General features: G+C 33.4%; 16 protein-coding genes. 15 read left to right on the forward strand and 1 reads right to left on the reverse strand.

Features of this window, described 5'->3' with window-relative positions:
* Positions 1-132 precede the first annotated feature (132 nt).
* The 14 genes from EG339_RS09320 (at position 133) to EG339_RS09385 (ending at position 16,566) form a co-directional block, all read left to right on the forward strand.
* Positions 133-417 (forward strand): helix-turn-helix domain-containing protein, encoded by a 285-nt coding sequence (locus EG339_RS09320; protein WP_123869943.1) that lies wholly within the window; start codon positions 133-135, stop codon positions 415-417.
* Positions 398-781 carry a hypothetical protein gene (locus EG339_RS09325; RefSeq protein ID WP_123869944.1) on the forward strand — a complete coding sequence of 128 codons (384 nt, stop codon included), beginning with the start codon at positions 398-400 and terminating at the stop codon, positions 779-781. Before EG339_RS09320 ends, EG339_RS09325 begins: the two co-directional genes overlap by 20 nt.
* 17 nt (positions 782-798) lie before the next feature.
* On the forward strand, positions 799-2,127 hold the full coding sequence (locus EG339_RS09330; RefSeq protein WP_164466427.1) for a DUF3987 domain-containing protein: 1,329 nt from the start codon (positions 799-801) through the stop codon (positions 2,125-2,127).
* Between the two features lie 115 nt (positions 2,128-2,242).
* Entirely contained in the window at positions 2,243-3,451 is a 1,209-nt protein-coding gene (locus EG339_RS09335; RefSeq protein WP_123869946.1) for a site-specific integrase, read from the forward strand.
* A gap of 118 nt (positions 3,452-3,569) precedes the next feature.
* Positions 3,570-4,547 carry an AAA family ATPase gene (locus tag EG339_RS09340; protein WP_123869947.1) on the forward strand — a complete coding sequence of 326 codons (978 nt, stop codon included), beginning with the start codon at positions 3,570-3,572 and terminating at the stop codon, positions 4,545-4,547.
* A complete protein-coding gene (locus EG339_RS09345) occupies positions 4,534-5,733 on the forward strand; it encodes a DUF3871 family protein (protein ID WP_123869948.1) in 1,200 nt (399 codons plus the stop codon). The genes EG339_RS09340 and EG339_RS09345 overlap by 14 nt, the downstream gene beginning before the upstream one ends.
* A gap of 264 nt (positions 5,734-5,997) precedes the next feature.
* The gene (locus EG339_RS09350; protein ID WP_123869949.1) at positions 5,998-6,819 is read left to right on the forward strand and encodes a cell wall anchor protein; all 822 of its coding nucleotides are present in this window, start codon (positions 5,998-6,000) and stop codon (positions 6,817-6,819) included.
* 6 nt (positions 6,820-6,825) lie between these two features.
* The gene (locus EG339_RS09355) at positions 6,826-7,308 is read left to right on the forward strand and encodes a hypothetical protein (protein ID WP_123869950.1); all 483 of its coding nucleotides are present in this window, start codon (positions 6,826-6,828) and stop codon (positions 7,306-7,308) included.
* A gap of 36 nt (positions 7,309-7,344) precedes the next feature.
* Positions 7,345-14,031 carry a SpvB/TcaC N-terminal domain-containing protein gene (locus EG339_RS09360; RefSeq protein ID WP_123869951.1) on the forward strand — a complete coding sequence of 2,229 codons (6,687 nt, stop codon included), beginning with the start codon at positions 7,345-7,347 and terminating at the stop codon, positions 14,029-14,031.
* Positions 14,032-14,037: 6 nt separating this feature from the next.
* Entirely contained in the window at positions 14,038-14,487 is a 450-nt protein-coding gene (locus tag EG339_RS09365) for a hypothetical protein (protein WP_123869952.1), read from the forward strand.
* A 173-nt stretch (positions 14,488-14,660) separates the two neighbouring features.
* Positions 14,661-14,921: a CPCC family cysteine-rich protein gene (locus EG339_RS09370; protein ID WP_123869953.1), complete on the forward strand. Its 261-nt coding sequence runs from the start codon at positions 14,661-14,663 to the stop codon at positions 14,919-14,921.
* Positions 14,908-15,168, forward strand: a complete 261-nt coding sequence (locus tag EG339_RS09375; RefSeq protein ID WP_123869954.1) for a hypothetical protein — start codon at positions 14,908-14,910, stop codon at positions 15,166-15,168. Before EG339_RS09370 ends, EG339_RS09375 begins: the two co-directional genes overlap by 14 nt.
* Before the next feature lie 380 nt (positions 15,169-15,548).
* Positions 15,549-15,947 (forward strand): hypothetical protein, encoded by a 399-nt coding sequence (locus EG339_RS09380; RefSeq protein ID WP_123869955.1) that lies wholly within the window; start codon positions 15,549-15,551, stop codon positions 15,945-15,947.
* 181 nt (positions 15,948-16,128) lie between these two features.
* Positions 16,129-16,566, forward strand: a complete 438-nt coding sequence (locus EG339_RS09385) for a JAB domain-containing protein (RefSeq protein ID WP_123869956.1) — start codon at positions 16,129-16,131, stop codon at positions 16,564-16,566.
* A gap of 96 nt (positions 16,567-16,662) precedes the next feature.
* On the opposite strand, the gene EG339_RS09390 is transcribed toward EG339_RS09385, so the two are convergent.
* Positions 16,663-16,899, reverse strand: a complete 237-nt coding sequence (locus tag EG339_RS09390; protein WP_123869957.1) for a helix-turn-helix domain-containing protein — start codon at positions 16,897-16,899, stop codon at positions 16,663-16,665.
* Between the two features lie 92 nt (positions 16,900-16,991).
* Between EG339_RS09390 and EG339_RS09395 the strand changes: the two genes are divergently transcribed.
* Positions 16,992-17,459, forward strand: coding sequence for a surface-adhesin E family protein (locus tag EG339_RS09395; protein ID WP_123869958.1), 468 nt, complete (start codon positions 16,992-16,994; stop codon positions 17,457-17,459).
* Positions 17,460-17,461: the final 2 nt, after the last annotated feature.

Raw genomic sequence — 17,461 nt, forward strand, 5'->3', positions numbered from 1 at the left:
ACTAATATACCCTGATATACTCTGATGTCAGGGTAATTCTATTGATTATAAGGGTATTCCTTACTTTTCTTTGCATCGAAAATTTGAAGTCCAAATTGAATGAGCTCAGGGCTTCTATAAAATTAATTTCAGATGCAAAAAAATAATTTAAATCAGAATTTTCCTCTACAGCCTATAATGGTTGAAAAGGAAATCTTAAGCTTTAAAGAAGCTCTCGGATACTTGGATGTATCAAAAAGCTTCCTTTATAAGCAAACCTCACAGAGAGCAATCCGGTATTTCAAACCCAATGGCGGAAAGATCTATTTCAAGAAAACAGATTTGGATAGCTGGATGCTTCAAAATGAGAACAAAAGTGTAGCGAGTTTAGAAGAAGAATTATTAACAAAAATAAGAAATGAGAAAAGATATGTGTAATTATTGTAATGTATATTCAATATATTTTGAAAGAAGTATAGATGTTTCAGAGTTTAACAAAAGAATTCTGAAGATAATAAAGAATCTTACAATTGTAGAGTTTGAAGATAATATGTTTAACTATGAAATAAAAGATAAGACCTATCGTGGAGTAAGTATTATTTGTTATACTGATTCAATTGATATTATAACTCCCATTTTCAGTAATAGTTACGATAATCAGTTGGAATTTTTATTGCTAAATTATTTAGCTTTTTTCACAAACGGAATTATCCACGACCATCTTGTTAATTCTAAGTATTATCCATATGATGATAGAATGGAAATTAAGGACGATGCATCTGTTAAATTAAGTAATTGGTAATGATAAGGCGTTTAAATATGGAAAAAATTAAAATAAATGGTGGTATCACCAATGATTTAATAGAAGGAGGAGTATATTATCGTTTACCTCAAATATTACAAAATATTACGAAGCCATTTACAGGACGTGAAAGAGATATTGTATTAACATCAGCTCTGGGAGTATTGAGCACTTGTTTGCCCAATATTTATGGGACCTATGATGGAGATAAGATTTATCCTAATCTGTATGTACTGATTAGTGCTCCGGCAGCATCAGGCAAAGGAGTAATGAATAAATCAAGGATTTTAATTGATAGAATTCATGATCAGACATTGAAAAATAGTATTAAGGCAGAAAAAGAGTGTAAAGAGAAAAAGAAAGATTCTAAAGATAAGGATGACGTTCCATGCCCATCAATAGAGATTAAAACAATGCCTGCAAATATTTCCACTGCTGAAATGTATACCTATATGGGATCGTCTAAATATGGATTACTTATTATGGAATCGGAGGCGGATACTATGAGCAATATGCTTAATAATGACTGGAGTAATTATTCTGATATATTGAGAAAGTGCTTCCATCACGAACCTATATCTATAAGTAGAAAAATAGAGAAGATATTTGAAGATATTAAAGAACCGAAGTTGTCTTTAGTGATGAGTGGGACACCAGAGCAATTAAAAACATTGATTCAGTCTAAGGAAAATGGTTTGTATTCGAGATTTATAGTTTATACGTTTGATGAAATCAGTCAGTTTAAGAATGTTTTCTCGACAGGTACCAGGAACAATAATGCTGTATTTGAAGAAGAAGCGAAAAAAGTGTTTGATCTCTATGCAGCGTTGTCACATCCTGGTAGACAAGAAATCGAGTTTAAATTCACTAAAAATCAAGTGGGAAAATTTCTCAAAGCACTTACTGCTATGCATGGAGTGATATTAGATTCTCATCCGCAGTCCTTTATCTCTAACCTTAATAGGCATGGACTTATTCTATTCAGAGTAGCCATGATATTAACTGCTCTACGTAATATAGATGATATTTTAGCTCCTGGTATGAATTGTCCAGAATTAATATGCTCCAATCTGGATTTTATGTTGGCATTAAGAATAACAAAAACATTTTTAAAACATTCATTGGTTACTTATAACTCATTTGATGACGGTATATTGTCAGAAAATGATGAAAAGTTATTGTTTGAATTAAGTAATCCATTTACCAGAGCGCAAGCTGTTGAATTAGGAAAGAAACATGATATACCGGAAAGAACTATAGATGATAAGCTTCGGCAATGGAAAAAAAGAAAGGTCATCATTCCAGTAAAACATGGACTTTATAGAAGAACCAGAAATTTCATGTAAAGGATGTAAAAGTTGCAGTTTCTGCAAATTCAAACACATTTAAATTAATCTAACTGCCCAATATAACCAATGTCCCATTGGGCAGTTATTTCTTCAATTTTAAAATTAATAAATTATGAACACAAGTATCAAATTTATACTTGACAGTAGACCTATGTCTAATAATTTGTACACAGTATACCTTAGAATTATCAAGGATAGAAAAAGAAAAAATATCGCTTTAGGCTTAAAATGTAAGAAAGAACACTTTGAAAATGAGCAGTTCCTGAAAGGGCATCCAGACTATAAAGTTGAAAATAACCTACTTATTAGCTTCAAGGCAAGGGCTAATAAGATTATAAGAGACTTTCAGAACGAGGACAAAAACTTCGATCTTGATGAGTTTGAATATAAATTCAAGAATAGAACAATGGAACAGAATGTCCTTGTAGCTGGGTTCTTTGATGAAATTATTGATGAACTAACTCGGTCAGGAAGGATTGGAAATGCGAAGGCATATAAAGATACCAAAGATTCCTTCGTGAGTTTTGGAGGTAAGAAATTAAGACTTAGGGATATTACCCCTGTTTTGCTGGAAAAGTATGAAGTCAGTTTAAGAGAGAGAGGGAACGGTAACGGTGGAATAAGCTTTAAGATGAGACATTTAAGAGCATTGGTCAACAAGGCTATAAAACGTAAGCTTATCACGAAAGAAAATTACCCATTTGAGACTTATAAAGTTTCAAAGCTCAAATCAGTAAATAATAAAAAGGCGCTCAGTATAGAGGAGTTTAAAAAGCTCCGAGATGTTGATTTATCCAAGTCTCCACATCTACTTGAAGCATACAACTATTTTATGTTTTCTATTTACGCAAGGGGAATGAACTTTATTGATATTATGAAGCTTAAATGGACAGATATTCAGGACGGTAGGATTTATTACGTAAGGTCTAAAACTAAAGCCAGTTTTAGTATCGAGATTAATCCTACCATGCAGGAGATAATAGATCTATACAAAGCTCAGGGAAGAAACAGTCAATATGTATTTCCGATTCTACTGAAAGATGATTTGACACCTGTCCAGATTGCTAATAGGAAACATAAGGTATTAAGCAGGTACAATTCCAAATTAAAAGAAATTGGAAAATTGGCAGGTATTGAAAAATCTGTTACCTCTTACGTTGCCAGACATAGTTTTGCAACTATACTGAAATATTTAGGAACAAGTGTTTCAAAGATTTCAGAGATGATGGGCCATAGTGACGTTCAAATTACGATGACCTATCTTAAAGATTTTGAAAATGAAGATTTGGACCAGGAAATAAACAAACTAATAGAATTATAAGATTAGATACAAAAGAATCAATAATAGCCGAAGGTTAATTTCAATATGAGATTAACCTTTTTTCATTTAAAAAATTAACATTTAAACAAAGAATATTAACCATTAAATTTTAAAACGTATGCAATTAAAACAATCACAAAGACAACAAGTAAAGCTCAGATTAGGACTATCAGGAGCTTCGGGATTCGGTAAAACGAAGTCAGCACTTCTACTAGCCTATGGAATGACACAGGATTGGAGCAGAATAGCTGTTATAGATACAGAAAACTCCTCTGCTTCTCTTTATTCAGACTTAGGAAATTATAATGTACTTGATCTACAAGCTCCTTACTCTCCTGAAAGATATATTCAGGCTATTGAATTGTGTGAGAAATCAGGAATTGAAGTCATTATCATAGATTCAGCAAGCCATGAATGGAATGGTAGTGGTGGATGTCTTGATATTCACGAGAAACTGGGTGGTAGATTTCAGGACTGGGCTAATGTTACTCCAAGGCATCAAGCATTTATCAATAAAATCCTGCAATCAAGCTGTCATATCATTACCACTACCAGGAGAAAAATAGACTATTCTTTAGATGTTGGAAGCAATGGCAAAACCCAAGTAGTGAAACATGGAACAAAAGAGATTACTAGAGATGGTTTTGAGTATGAATTAACCATAAATTTTGAGCTAGTCAATGAAAACCATTTAGCTAAGGCAAGTAAGGACCGCACAGGGTTATTTATGAACAAACCTGAATTTATTATCACTTCTGAAACAGGGAGAATGATTTTAGACTGGTGTAATTCCGGTATTGCAGAAACTGCAAGTTTTGCAACCTCTTCTGAACCTTCTATTGATCCTCCAAATTCAACAGATTATTTTGGTCCTGGTAATGAGCGCTTCCCTAAAGAATATGGTATTAACAGTAATACCAGTAAGGAAAGTATTCTCAATAGAATCAGCACCAGCAATACGATTGCAGAACTTTTGGCTATTTACAAACAGTACCCGGAATATCAGCAGGAATTAAAGCCTGAGTATGAAGCCATAAAATCATTCTTAATCAAATTATCCAACCCACAAAACTTTTCAACCAATGGACACCATTAATAAAATCAGGCCAGCTACATTAGAAGAAGCATTTGAACTCAGACCAGCGCATAATATCAAAGAAATTTCTTTGTATGAAAGCAGGATGAATAGTGATACTGCCCACCATTCAAATCAGGATTATTTTATTCCTGGTTCTGTTGCAATTGAAACAAAATCAAAAGAACAAGTAAAATCAGAACAAAGTGATGATTATCAGGATTTTAATAGTTCTCTTCAAAGAATTAAAGTTCACCAGGAACACAAACCAATGGAAGTGATACAATATGAACACAAGCCCTTCATTGAAGCCAATACACAAGCGGTCAATCTTTACCATTTAAAGAATGACTGTATTATCCCGGTTTTCAGTAAAGATAATGAAAAAACAATTGCTCATCAGGAATTTATTGATGTGGTGATGAATGCTGCACAAAAGGTATTTCCCATGCAGAGCATTACAGAACCAGAAATAAGGGTATCACATCAGATTAAAGGCAGGACACCGGATGCCATACACCTAAGTGTAAAAGACCTATTGGATCATCAAAAAACAATTTATTATGAAAGAATGGCATTTATTATCAGGATTCCTTGTATAACAGATATAGTAAATGGAAATAGACTATCACTCACAATAGGTGGTGTCAGAAGCTATAATTTGGAGAATCTTTATAATAAGAAGACATTGGAACGAATGAAGTTTTTCATCGGTTTTCAGAATCAGGTATGCTGTAATTTATGTGTATCAACAGATGGATTCAAGGAAGATATGAGGGTATCCGGTACTCAGGAGTTGTATTCCAAAGCATTGGATGTTATGCAGAATTATGATGCAGAGCTTCATTTAAAGGAGATGAAGGAGCTTACCCATGATTCTCTCTCTGAACATCAGTTCGCACAGCTTATAGGTAGAAGCAGGTTGTATCAACATTTACCAAAGTCAGAGAAACAGAATATTCCTCTGCTTCACTTCAATGACAGCCATATTAATACGATGGCAAAGGATTATTACGAAGATAAGAACTTTTGCAGGCAGGAAGATGGAAATATCAATTTATGGTCAGTGTATAACCTCTTCACACAGGCCAATAAGTCTTCATATATAGATACTTTCCTGGATAGGAATCTGAACGCTTTTGATTTTACCAAAGGTATTCAGAAAACGCTCAATGGTAATTCTGATTACTGTTGGTTTTTGAGCTAGATAGACTGCCCCTTAATTGGGGTAGTTTTTTTACATGCAATACAAGTAGTAGAACATTGTAAACAAAAAGCAAATCTATTTTTTTATACGTCAAGTTTTGTCGCTTTGTTGTGATAGCTTTGCACTATAACTGCTAAAGAATAGATAAAAAGTAAGATTAAGAATGTTCATACTAAATCCATTAAATAACTCTTTATCATGTGAAAAAAAATATATACTTTTGTGGGAAAACCTAAAACATAAATATTTAATACATACACAATTATGAAAACACAATTATTTTCGCTGACATTATTAGTGTCATCATTTACATTTGCACAATCATGGAATTTAAACGGAAATACTGGGATTAATCCAGCAACTAATTTTATCGGGACTACAGATAATCAACCTTTAGTGTTGAAGTCTAATAATAATGCGGGATTTCGTTTATTGCCAGCAGGAGATGCAAGAATAGGTTTGAATGATATTGATACAGCTTCTCCGGCAGAGCTAAGAGTTTATAATAGTGAAAGTACTCTTGTTGAAGTTGCCAATTCATTAGGAAGATTTCAAATTGCTAAGGCTGGATGTGATGGTTGCTACTCGGAAAAAGCTGGAGATACAGTGCTTAGAAACTTAGGAAAAACCCATAATATCATACTAGCTCTTCCCAACGATAATAATGATGGTACATCTTACATTGGTATCAATGATGGCACTCGTGGTACATGGATTAAATTTTTCAATAACGGAATTGCAAGATTTGACGGCAAAATATATGCTAAAGAAGTTGAGGTAAAAATTAATGTTTGGGCAGATTATGTATTCAGAAAAGACTATAAGCTTCGTCCCCTAGAAGATGTTGAACAGCATATTACAGAAAAAGGACATTTACCCAATATTCCATCTGCAAAAGATGTAGAGAAAGAGGGAATAAATCTTGGTGAAATGGATGCAAAACTTTTGGAAAAGATTGAAGAACTGACTCTTTACTCCATTGAACAGAATAAGCAGATCAAATCCCAGAAAGAACAACTTAGACAACAATCTGAAGATTTAGAACAGTTGAAACAACAAGTTCAGAAATTATTATTAATTAAATAGCCACAAATGAAAACAAAACTACTTTCGATATTCTCTTTATTTATAGGTTTCCTAGGTTATTCCCAAACTGAAGTGTATTTTAAGTACGATGAAGCAGGAAATCAAAGATACAGAGGAACAAATTCAGCAGGAAAAACAGCACAGGAGCCTACAAAAACAGAAGCTAAAACTGTTGCTGTAGCCCAAAGTGAACCTGCTCCTCAATCTCAAATTATGGATGAAGCAACTTTCTGGAAACAGATAAGGCTGTATCCTGTTCCTGTAAATGATGTTTTGACCATAGACTGGACAGAACAAGTAGATGGATTGATAGAATCTGTCTCTCTTTATCAGCACAGCACTGTACACTGGAAATTCCAGCAGCAGAATACACCTGATTTGAACAAGCAGATCAAAATCAATATGACAGGCTATGATTGGGGTGTATATGTATTACGCTTTACCCTAAAAGATGGAAGGGTATTCAGCAGAAATATCACAAAACGATAAACTTTTAACCAGAACAATTTACAAAAAACAACAAATATGAAATTATTTTTACCATTTATACTGTCCTTGTGCTCGGTATTGGGCTTTTCACAGACCATACTGTATCAGGCAGAAAGCACATCCCGTACAGTTCAGGATCCACAAACAGTGGTTCTGGCGCAGGGATTTCATGCTAAATCTGATGTTTCCAATCCTTTTATAGCTAAAATTGGCCCTTCTACAGAAAGCTCAGGAGGAGGACCTGTGGATTCAGGAGCAGGAGCAAGTAACCCATCAGGAACTACTGCTCCTGATGGAAAAAGCTTCCATGATACTAAAGGAAATATCGACGTAAATGGAGCCGGACAATTGCAGTTTACTTTACCCATTGCATTACCACCAGGGGTAAAATCTATAGCACCACAGATCAACCTTGTTTATACCAGTGGCGCAGGAAATGGAATTGCTGGCTATGCCTGGAATTTATCTGGTATTACAGCTATTTCAAGAATAGGAAAGAATATTGAAAAAGATGGGGATGTCAAAGAAATTCAGCTTGACTACTCTGATTATTACAGCTTCAATGGGCAGAGATTAATTCTTAAATCCGGTGAATATGGTAAAGATGGGGCAGAATATGTTACTGAAAAATATTCCAATATTAAAATAAAATCTGTTGGAGCAATTACAGGACAAACATGGCAGGGACCTGAATACTGGGAAGTAACCTTTGAAGACGGCTCTCAGGCCTGGTATGGAGGAACTACATCCGGAGCCAATGCGGCAAGGACACCCTTAGATTATAATATTGTGAAATGGAGGGATCCCAAAGGAAATTATATCACCTATGATTATACACAGTCCAGTAATGTTGCAGTGATTTCAAACATAAATTGGGGAGGTAATGATGTCTTAAGTAAGCCTCGTTTTAACACCATTCAGTTTATCTACTTTGATGAAAGAACATTAAAGGAAATTAATTACATGAACGGAGTTGAATTTATACAAAATAGATTACTAAAGGAAATTAAGGTAAGTTCAAATGGAAAACAATTTAAAAGATATGCTGTAGAATATACTAATAATGGTTCAAGTTACCAGTTTGCTAACGGCATTACAGAGTATAATACAGATGATCAGCCAGCTAACCCTGTTAAATTTGAATATGAGACAGATCCATCGTTTTCCAATACATTTAGACAGGATGCAAGGTTTGATGATATTTATGGTAATTATGTTATTCCTGGGGATTTTAATGGAGATGGAAAATTGGATTTTATACGGTTCAGTAAATTAACATTAAGTAGGCTAGATAACAGTAACGATTTTTATTCAATTAATTACGAAGGAGCAGCAGCAGGAAAAGGAACATATTATGATTTAAATGGGATAATTCCTTCTAAAAATATATTTTTCACATTTAATGCAGGAACCAGCAGTTTTAAAATGAGAGGTTATTCGTTCAATAACAGCTCAATGCAGGAAATAATGAATAAAAGTTTTGATATATCAAATAGTGGTTTATCTAGTACCGACGGCTTTGAAAATAATATTCCTAATGGGGGGTATGTTAGTATTAATCTTTCCAATCATATTTTTACAGAAGGCGATTTTAATGGAGATGGATTGTCAGAATTTATTTATACTGTTGAAAAAAAAATCGTACATAAAATATATAGAGCAAATCAGGTAAGAGAAGTAATAAAAAAGAGAGGTGTTTATACTTTCTATATAGACCTTAAAAATAATACTGCAAAACTACTTGATGTAAAATCATCACCTGGAAATGAGCTGCTTAAATATAAGATTCCAAAAGTTGCAGATTTTAATGGTAATAGTAAAACAGATTTTTTAAAGATTGAAGATGACGGAAGTATTGGAGTATATGAATTAGATAGTCAAAACAATTTTATAAAATTGTTTTCCACCGCAAAAGAAAGTCTGGATGATATTCTGTACATGGGAGATTTCAATGGAGATGGTAAAACAGACATAATTGCCCCAATAGCAGAAGATTCATCAGATTGGAGGATGTATATTTCTACTGGTACTGGCTTTAAAAAAGAATATTATTCTAATCTATTCTTATACAAACCAGATTATACAGGATCAGGAACAAAATATAGAAATACAGTCAGAACGTATGCAACTCCTGATTTAAATAAAGACGGTAAAAGTGATTTTCTTCAATTCCAATCTGAAGTATGGTTTAGAGAATGGGCTATCAATAATCCGGATTCTAGCTATGGTTTTAATTATTTGAGAAATGATGGAATAGATACTAATGGAAAACCTATATTTACTAATGTTTATAGCCTTGCTCCAAAAGAGGCCACCGAAAGTGGTGATGCTGATTCCGAGGACATTAATTATTCCATGTATGGAGAGCATTACCTTCCATTATTTGGTACATTCCGTGTAGCCCAGCTTAATACAGAATTTGTTATAACCCATAAAACCAAATTAATAATCTGGGATTTTGGAAGCAAAATTAATACGATTTCAAGGATAAAATCAGTTGCACAAGGAGGATTGACTACAAGTGTTGAATATTCCAGTTTAGTTAATGATAAAAATGTTTATAAATCTTATTATAACACCAATGCTATTGCATATCCTTATGTAAATATCGGGGAAAGCATTAATTATAATGTAGTTTCCAAGCTTATTCAGGGAGAAAGAATACAAGAATTTAGATATAGAGACCTGATTGGGCATTTACATGGCAAAGGGACGATTGGCTTTAGACAAACAGCCAGATCAACATTCTTTGCCAGTGGTTTTGAGAACACAAAAATCTGGAGTGGCTCTGAAATAAACCCTACTAATGAAGGATTACCCTATAAGGATTGGTCTATAAGAACTACGGACGAAACGAAAATATTTCCGAATGATATTTCTTTAGACAATACCCAGTTATTGTCATTTAAACAATATCAATACAAAATAGATAAACTTCTCAACGGGAATGTAGTGACAACAGTTACAGATGCTGATAAACCTAAAATTGTTCTTGCTGTCAACCCATATATTACTACATCCAAAGACTTTCTAAAAAATGTAAAGACAGTCCATACTGTTGAAGAATATGATAATTTATATCTTCCTAAAAAGTCTGTAACAAACGTTAACGATGGCTTTTCTATTATTAGATCAGAACTGGAATACTATCCACCTAATATTACTCCGGGAAATAACTACAGCATCGGTAAACCAAAAATCAAAACCGATATTGTACAAGCCTATGGGGATACCAAATCGACCAAGGAAGAATATATATATGAAGATAATCTGCTTAAGAGCTTCAAAACATGGAACAGAGATAATACAGGCTATTTACAGGAAACCTACGAATATGATGGTTTTGGAAATATCACTCAAAAAGTAACCACCAATAGTGTAGATTCCCAAACACAAACCTTAAAAACAGAATATGATCCAAAAGGAAGGTTTGCAGTCAAGAAAACGGATAATTTAGGACTGGAAACTCATATTAGCTATAATGATCAGGGCCAGATTGAGAAGCAAACAGATCCTCTGGGAAATACTCTTAGCAATACTTATGACAATTGGGGTAAGCTCCTCACTTCTAAGACCAATCTGACAGGGATAACCACCTACCAGTATGAAAGGGATAATAATTCTAACATCATTGTTATCCAGTACGATCCAGATGGTGATATCACCAAAAAGTTTACCAACAGGTTTGGGCAGGAATACAGAACATCCACCAAGGCGTTTGGGCAAGGTCAGTTTATTTCTCAGGATGCTCGGTATGATGTATTGGGTAGAAAAACATTTGAAAGTGAGCCTTATTTTGAGGGGCAAAATCCAAGCTTGTGGAACGCATTGAAATATGATGATACCATTTTCCCTACTAAAATAACATCTATATCACTTGTTAACTCATTTGATTTGGGAGGGACAATACATTCCTTTCTGGGTAAAAAAATAGAAACTACCGTTACCGGCTTAACAACAACCGTTAAGGAAATCAACGGTTATCAAAGGACAACTTCTAAAACAGCAGATGCATTAGGAAATATAGTATCAACTATAGATAAAGGAGGAACAATCCAGTTTTCCTATAATGCTGCAGGAGAGCAAATTAAAGCTCAATATGCTGAAAATATTGTTACCACCAAATATGATTCATGGGGAAGAAAATCAGAATTTAATGATCCTTCCAATGGATTGTATAAATATGAATATGATGGTTTGGGGCAGCCTAAGAAGATCATCAGCCCAAAAGGGACGAAGGAATATACTTATAATAATCTAGGACAGCTAACCTCTCAAAAAGAACTTTCTACTACCGATGGTGGACAGGTAACGAATAAGACGATTTCTTTTACTTATGATAATAAAGGAAGAGTTATTACCAAGTCAGGAACTTCTAAAAGCCAGGCATATAGTAATAATGTTTCCTATGATCCACAAGGAAGATTATTATCTGCATCTGAAAGCAGCAATGGCAAGTATTTTATTCAGAAAGGGATAACTTATGATGATAAAGCAAGGGTAATATCCTATGAGAAACAACTATATTCTTCCGGTACTTTAACCAAAGTACAAATAGAAAATGTGTACAATGCCTGGAATGGTGAACTCAGCCAGGTAAAGGATAAAAACTCAGGAAAAGTTCTGTGGGAACTCAAAGAGACCAATGCAAAAGGCCAGGTACTGAAAGCCAAATTAGGAGCTGCGGATATTAACAACACCTATGATACAAGTGGTTTCTTAACTAATGTCAGCCACTCTTCACAGGTAAAACCAGGTATCCTGCAACTTTCTTATTCTTTTGACGGGATTAAAAACGAGCTAAAAAGCAGAACAACCGGAGGTGATTTCAATATTGTAGAATCATTTGATTATGATGATAACAATAGACTTGTTAACTGGACTAATCCGGTAACAGGAGTTAAAGTACAAAATGCAACCCGTAACGTTTATGATGTAAAAGGAAGAATCCTGGAAAACGATCAGGTAGGAAAGATTAAGTTTGAAAATTCTGCAAAAATCTACCAGCCAACTGGTATGACATTAAATGCTGCTGGAATCCAGAACTACAACAATGATCTAATTCAAAGCATTACGTATAACGAAAACAATGATCCTGTATTCATCGATGGTGAAAAAGGAGATGTTGCCTTTCAGTATGGCTTGACCGCCATGAGACAAAGGGTTACTTATGGAGGTAACTTCAGTACAGATGGAGAAGGAAAGTTTACCAAATATTATAGTGAAGACGGAAGCTATGAAATTGCAAAAGACAATACTACCGGAAAAGAAAAGCATATCATTTATATAGGTGGAACACCATATGAATCAAATATTGTATATTTAAAAAACTTTACAGAGAGCAGCGGTTCTTACAAATTTTTACATAAAGATTATATTGGAAGTATCTTAGCCATCAGTGATGAAGCAGGAAATAAATTAGAGCAGAGACATTTTGATGCATGGGGTAATTTTACTCATTTGCAAATTGGAAACGGAGCCATTATCACCGATAAAAATATAATTGATAATGCTTCGTTATTAGTAGACAGGTGCTACACAAGCCATGAACATTTTGTAGAGGTTGGAATCATCCACATGAATGGTAGATTGTATGATCCTTTATTGAGAAGGTTCTTAAATGCGGATGAAAATATTCAGGACCCGACCAATACCCAGAACTATAACAAATATGGGTATGTAATGAATAATCCATTGATGTACAATGACCCAAGTGGAGAGTTTATTTGGTGGATTCCAGCTGTAGCAGCTATAGTTTCAGAGATATTCACGATGTATTATACCCAAGCTCCTTTTGATTTATCTCGTTTTACAGGTAACCTTATTATTTCGTATGCCAGTGCGGGAATAGCAAATGGTATTGGGGAAATTTTCCAGATCGGAAGTCAGGCTGCCAACTCTTTAGGAACTACCTGGACAATTGTGGCCAAGGCGGGCGCCCATTCTTTAACACAGGGAGTAATGTCGTTCATACAAGGAGGAAATTTCTGGGGTGGTGCTTTAAGTGGTGCTTTTACGAGTGTGTCTAATGATCTATTAGGATTGGCAACAGATAAGCTTGGAGACAACAGCATACTAAGAAGTGATGGTTTTGCTTTATTTAATGGAGCAGTAAGTGGAGGGGTTGGATCTGTACTGGGAGGAGGAAATTTCTGGATGGGCGCAGGGCAAGGATTGATTGTAACGGCTTTTAATTATTTAAACCATAAACCTGATTCAACATTTAAGATATATGATAAAGATGGGGAATACATTGGTGTAATGAAAGTACAAAAATATAAGAAAACAGATAATGGCCTTGAAATATACTTAAGATTCAAAGCTGTCTCTAAAAAATATTCAAATTATAACTTTGTACAAACAATTAGAACAAATAGTCATGTTGATTCTGTTATTTTTAGTGCGCCAAGATTTTATAAATACAATGACCCCACAGGTTCTGCTAAAGATGATTTATCTCCATATTATTATACAAATGAAGAATATAAATTAATGTCAAATAAAGGACCTTATACATTGGATTTTGTCGACAGTCCTAGTAGATCTTTTAGGTTTTATAAACAATTTTGGAGAGCTGAACTATCTTTGGTTGGGATAAAAAATAATACAGCATATGAAATTTCTACATTTTGGTATGGATTTAATAAAACTGTAGGAGGAAATATTTATTTAATGAATTTTGAAACTAGAAAAACAACAAAACCATATAATTGGATTAAATAACACGGTATGAAAAATAATAATATAATAATAATTTTCAGAAAATACATTGTTGGTTTGATAATTTTCTTTTCATTGTTTTCTTGTGAAAAAAGGCAAATTGATAATATTGATTATCTAAAAGTATGTTTTATAGGTAATAGAGATAAATCATATCCTTGTGTAAAATTTTCATCAATCAATCAACCAAATGATGATGCTTTTATTTATAATGAAAAATTAGATAAGGAGAAATTAATGAGCCTAGGAGAGATATGTCTAAATGATACATCATTACACAGTTTTATAGGTGAGAAATTTATTGAAATTGAAATATCCTCCTATAAGCATAATGAGCATATATTATTAAATAAAAAAGATGGCATACTCTTTTTAAGTGAAATTTTATCTCATATTAATGAACAGTCTAATTCATATTTCTACATAAATTCAATGAAAAATATTTTACAAAAAAAATAAAATTATAGAACTAGAAATGTACCCAGTGGACTTCATGATAAGCTGTTGATTTTATTTTTAAACAATGATAGAAATTTGATATAATAGATCCACAGGTGAGTTCCTAACATATATTAAAACCTTTTTTCGCCCTAAAGGAGGTATGGATTATTATTTAAAACAAGTACAATTATATGGACACTAACAAATATGGAGAATTCCCGTGCCCTTGTTGCGGATATTATACTCTTAAATATAAAGCTGATAATACATTTCAAATATGTCCAGTTTGTTATTGGGAAGATGATGGGGTTCAACTTCACGATATCGACTATAATGGCGGAGCAAATACTGTAAGTTTAAGAGAAGCAAAAATTAATTTTGAAAAATTCGGAGTAATAGAAAGGCAATTTATAGAATTTGTTCGACCTTCTCTACAAGATGAAAAAAAATGATATTAGAATAGAAGAAGTTGGAGATATTAATTCAGAATATCCCTATTTAGAGGTTTTTTTTAATGATAATAAATCTCCTTTTTTAGAGATTGCTATTTATAATAGAGAATTATCATTTAAAATCTATAATGTTGAAAAAGAGATAATCTTGAAATATGAACAATGGGTACATATTCAAAAGACAGCTGGTGATTTTTTACCGCGAGCTTTAAAAGATGAAGATGATTACAATAATTATTATTCATGAGAAATTATGAATAATTTTGGAATTGCTTCCATTTTGAGACAAAAATGTTTACACTTTTTGTCCACTGATAATATTACCAGATTCCTGCGATAAATGTTGCAGGAATTTTTATTGTATTTCAGTATATAAACGTAAGGGATTACAACATGCATTGTATGGAGAAAAATTTTTTTAGAAAAAAAATTTAACAATATGCATTTATTTGTGATTCCGCCTATACAATACACCCCCACGAGTTCTGAGCAGGGAAGTACCCGCCCCACCAGTAATAATAAAGAAAAATTTCGCAGGCAGTAATACAATCAAGGTGATAGCTGATGTACTATTGTTCATAGTTCTTTTGTTCCTGGTGCTTTATCTAACTCAAAAATCAAAAAACAATGGTAACAATTATCAACTACAAACAAAGACAAAAAGAAGATGGAACTGCATTCTATGTACTAGAAGTTCAGGGAGGAATTGAAATGGTTATGAGCCAAACTACAAATCAGTTCTATGCAACATCCAAGAAGGCTTCCATTTCATCGACATTTGATGAACTTACTTGCCAAGCTCTTATTGGAACACAAATGCAGGGAAGCATCGTTAAGCAGGAATGTGAACCCTACGAATATACAGTTAAGGATACAGGAGAAGTGATTGTCCTTCATCACCGATTTGTGTACTCACCACAGGAACCAGGAGCAAAGAATACTGTTAACAGGCAGGTAAGCGATAGCTTTGCTACTGATATGGAATCCTTTTCAAGAAATGGAAGACATGTACTAACAGAAGCATAACAGCTTCTTTCAACATACAAAGTGCCAAAGTGCCGAATTTTTGTAAAACTTTAAAATTTTCAGAATCACATAATCCGCTCAAATCAACCAGAGTAGATTTATGAAGATCGAAAAAAAATAGTTTTCAGATATTCCGGCACTTTGTCACTTTTTTACTCTTCACCAACAAATCTATTTTATAATGAATAAATTAATGGAAATATCTGTTACATATAATACAGGTAATCTTGAAAAAATAAGAATAAACAGCCATAAGGAAGCCTACAATCTGATTATTGAAAACTGGAACATGGGTACTATTGAATTTCAGGAGGAATGTAAGGTAATTATGATGAATAAAGGAAACTTCGTATTAGGCATCTATAACGTCTCAAAAGGCGGTATTGACAGTTCTGTAGTAGACATAAGGATTATTCTGGCTGTAGCTCTTAAGTGCAACGCTACTCAACTGATACTGGTACATAATCATCCTAGTGGAAACCTTAATCCCAGCAGTTCAGACCAAACAATAACCAAGAACTTAAAGAATGCGTGTGAATTATTGAATATATCACTTTTAGACCATTTGATTATCACTAGGAAAGGTTATTATAGTTTTAATGAAGAGAATGGATTTTAAATATGTTGCTTCAATGCATTCCTGCATAATACACTACAAACTTCTTTATATTCCTGGTATCTGAAATTCAGTAAGATTAGTATTAATAGCCAAAATTTATTCTTTCGGCAGTTCAAAATCTAGGAAATCTTTCATCGGAATTTCTAAGGCTTCACTAAGTCTATATAACTGATAAATTGTAATATTAGTTTTGCCGGATTCCATTCTGGAAATATTAGTAGGATCAATTTCACCTCTCATTCTGCCCACCAATTCAACCTGAGTAATACCTTTTTGTATTCTCAATTCCTTAATTCTTTTTCCTACGATTATTTGAATCTCAGATTTTTCCAACTTGACTTATTTGACAAGTCAAAGAAACTGGATATATTTGCCTATGTAAATGTCATATATGACAAGTTTTAATTTAACATTTAAATGCACTTATGAAAAAACTACTATTTATTACAGTTTTATTATTATCAATTCCTATACTTAGTCAACAGGGAGTTGATTCAATATATATTCCTCAATACGATAAATCGTTTGATGACCAAGGTTTTCAATATGTAACCACATCTGTAGATGGTAAAAGGTATTATGTAAAAATTGACAAGACCCAGAAGCTATTTGATAAGACCATCATGTCTGTAGATGTTTGGGTGAAGTATAACTATACCTCTAAAACAAAGGGTAAGAATGGAAAATCAAAGAAAATCGATACCGGGCATTATTTGGAGTATATGAACTTTGATTGCAGTGGAAAAACCTACACAGGAGGAGAAATATTACAGTATAACTCTACCGGGAAACTTATTAATCGAGATCAAAAGTTCTCGAATATTACAAGAAGAATTGTACCAGGTTCAGTAAGTGAAGGGCTATTTGAAGCAGTTTGTCGTAAAACCAATTAATC

Source organism: Chryseobacterium bernardetii (assembly GCF_003815975.1).
In the GTDB taxonomy this organism is placed as follows: domain Bacteria; phylum Bacteroidota; class Bacteroidia; order Flavobacteriales; family Weeksellaceae; genus Chryseobacterium; species Chryseobacterium bernardetii.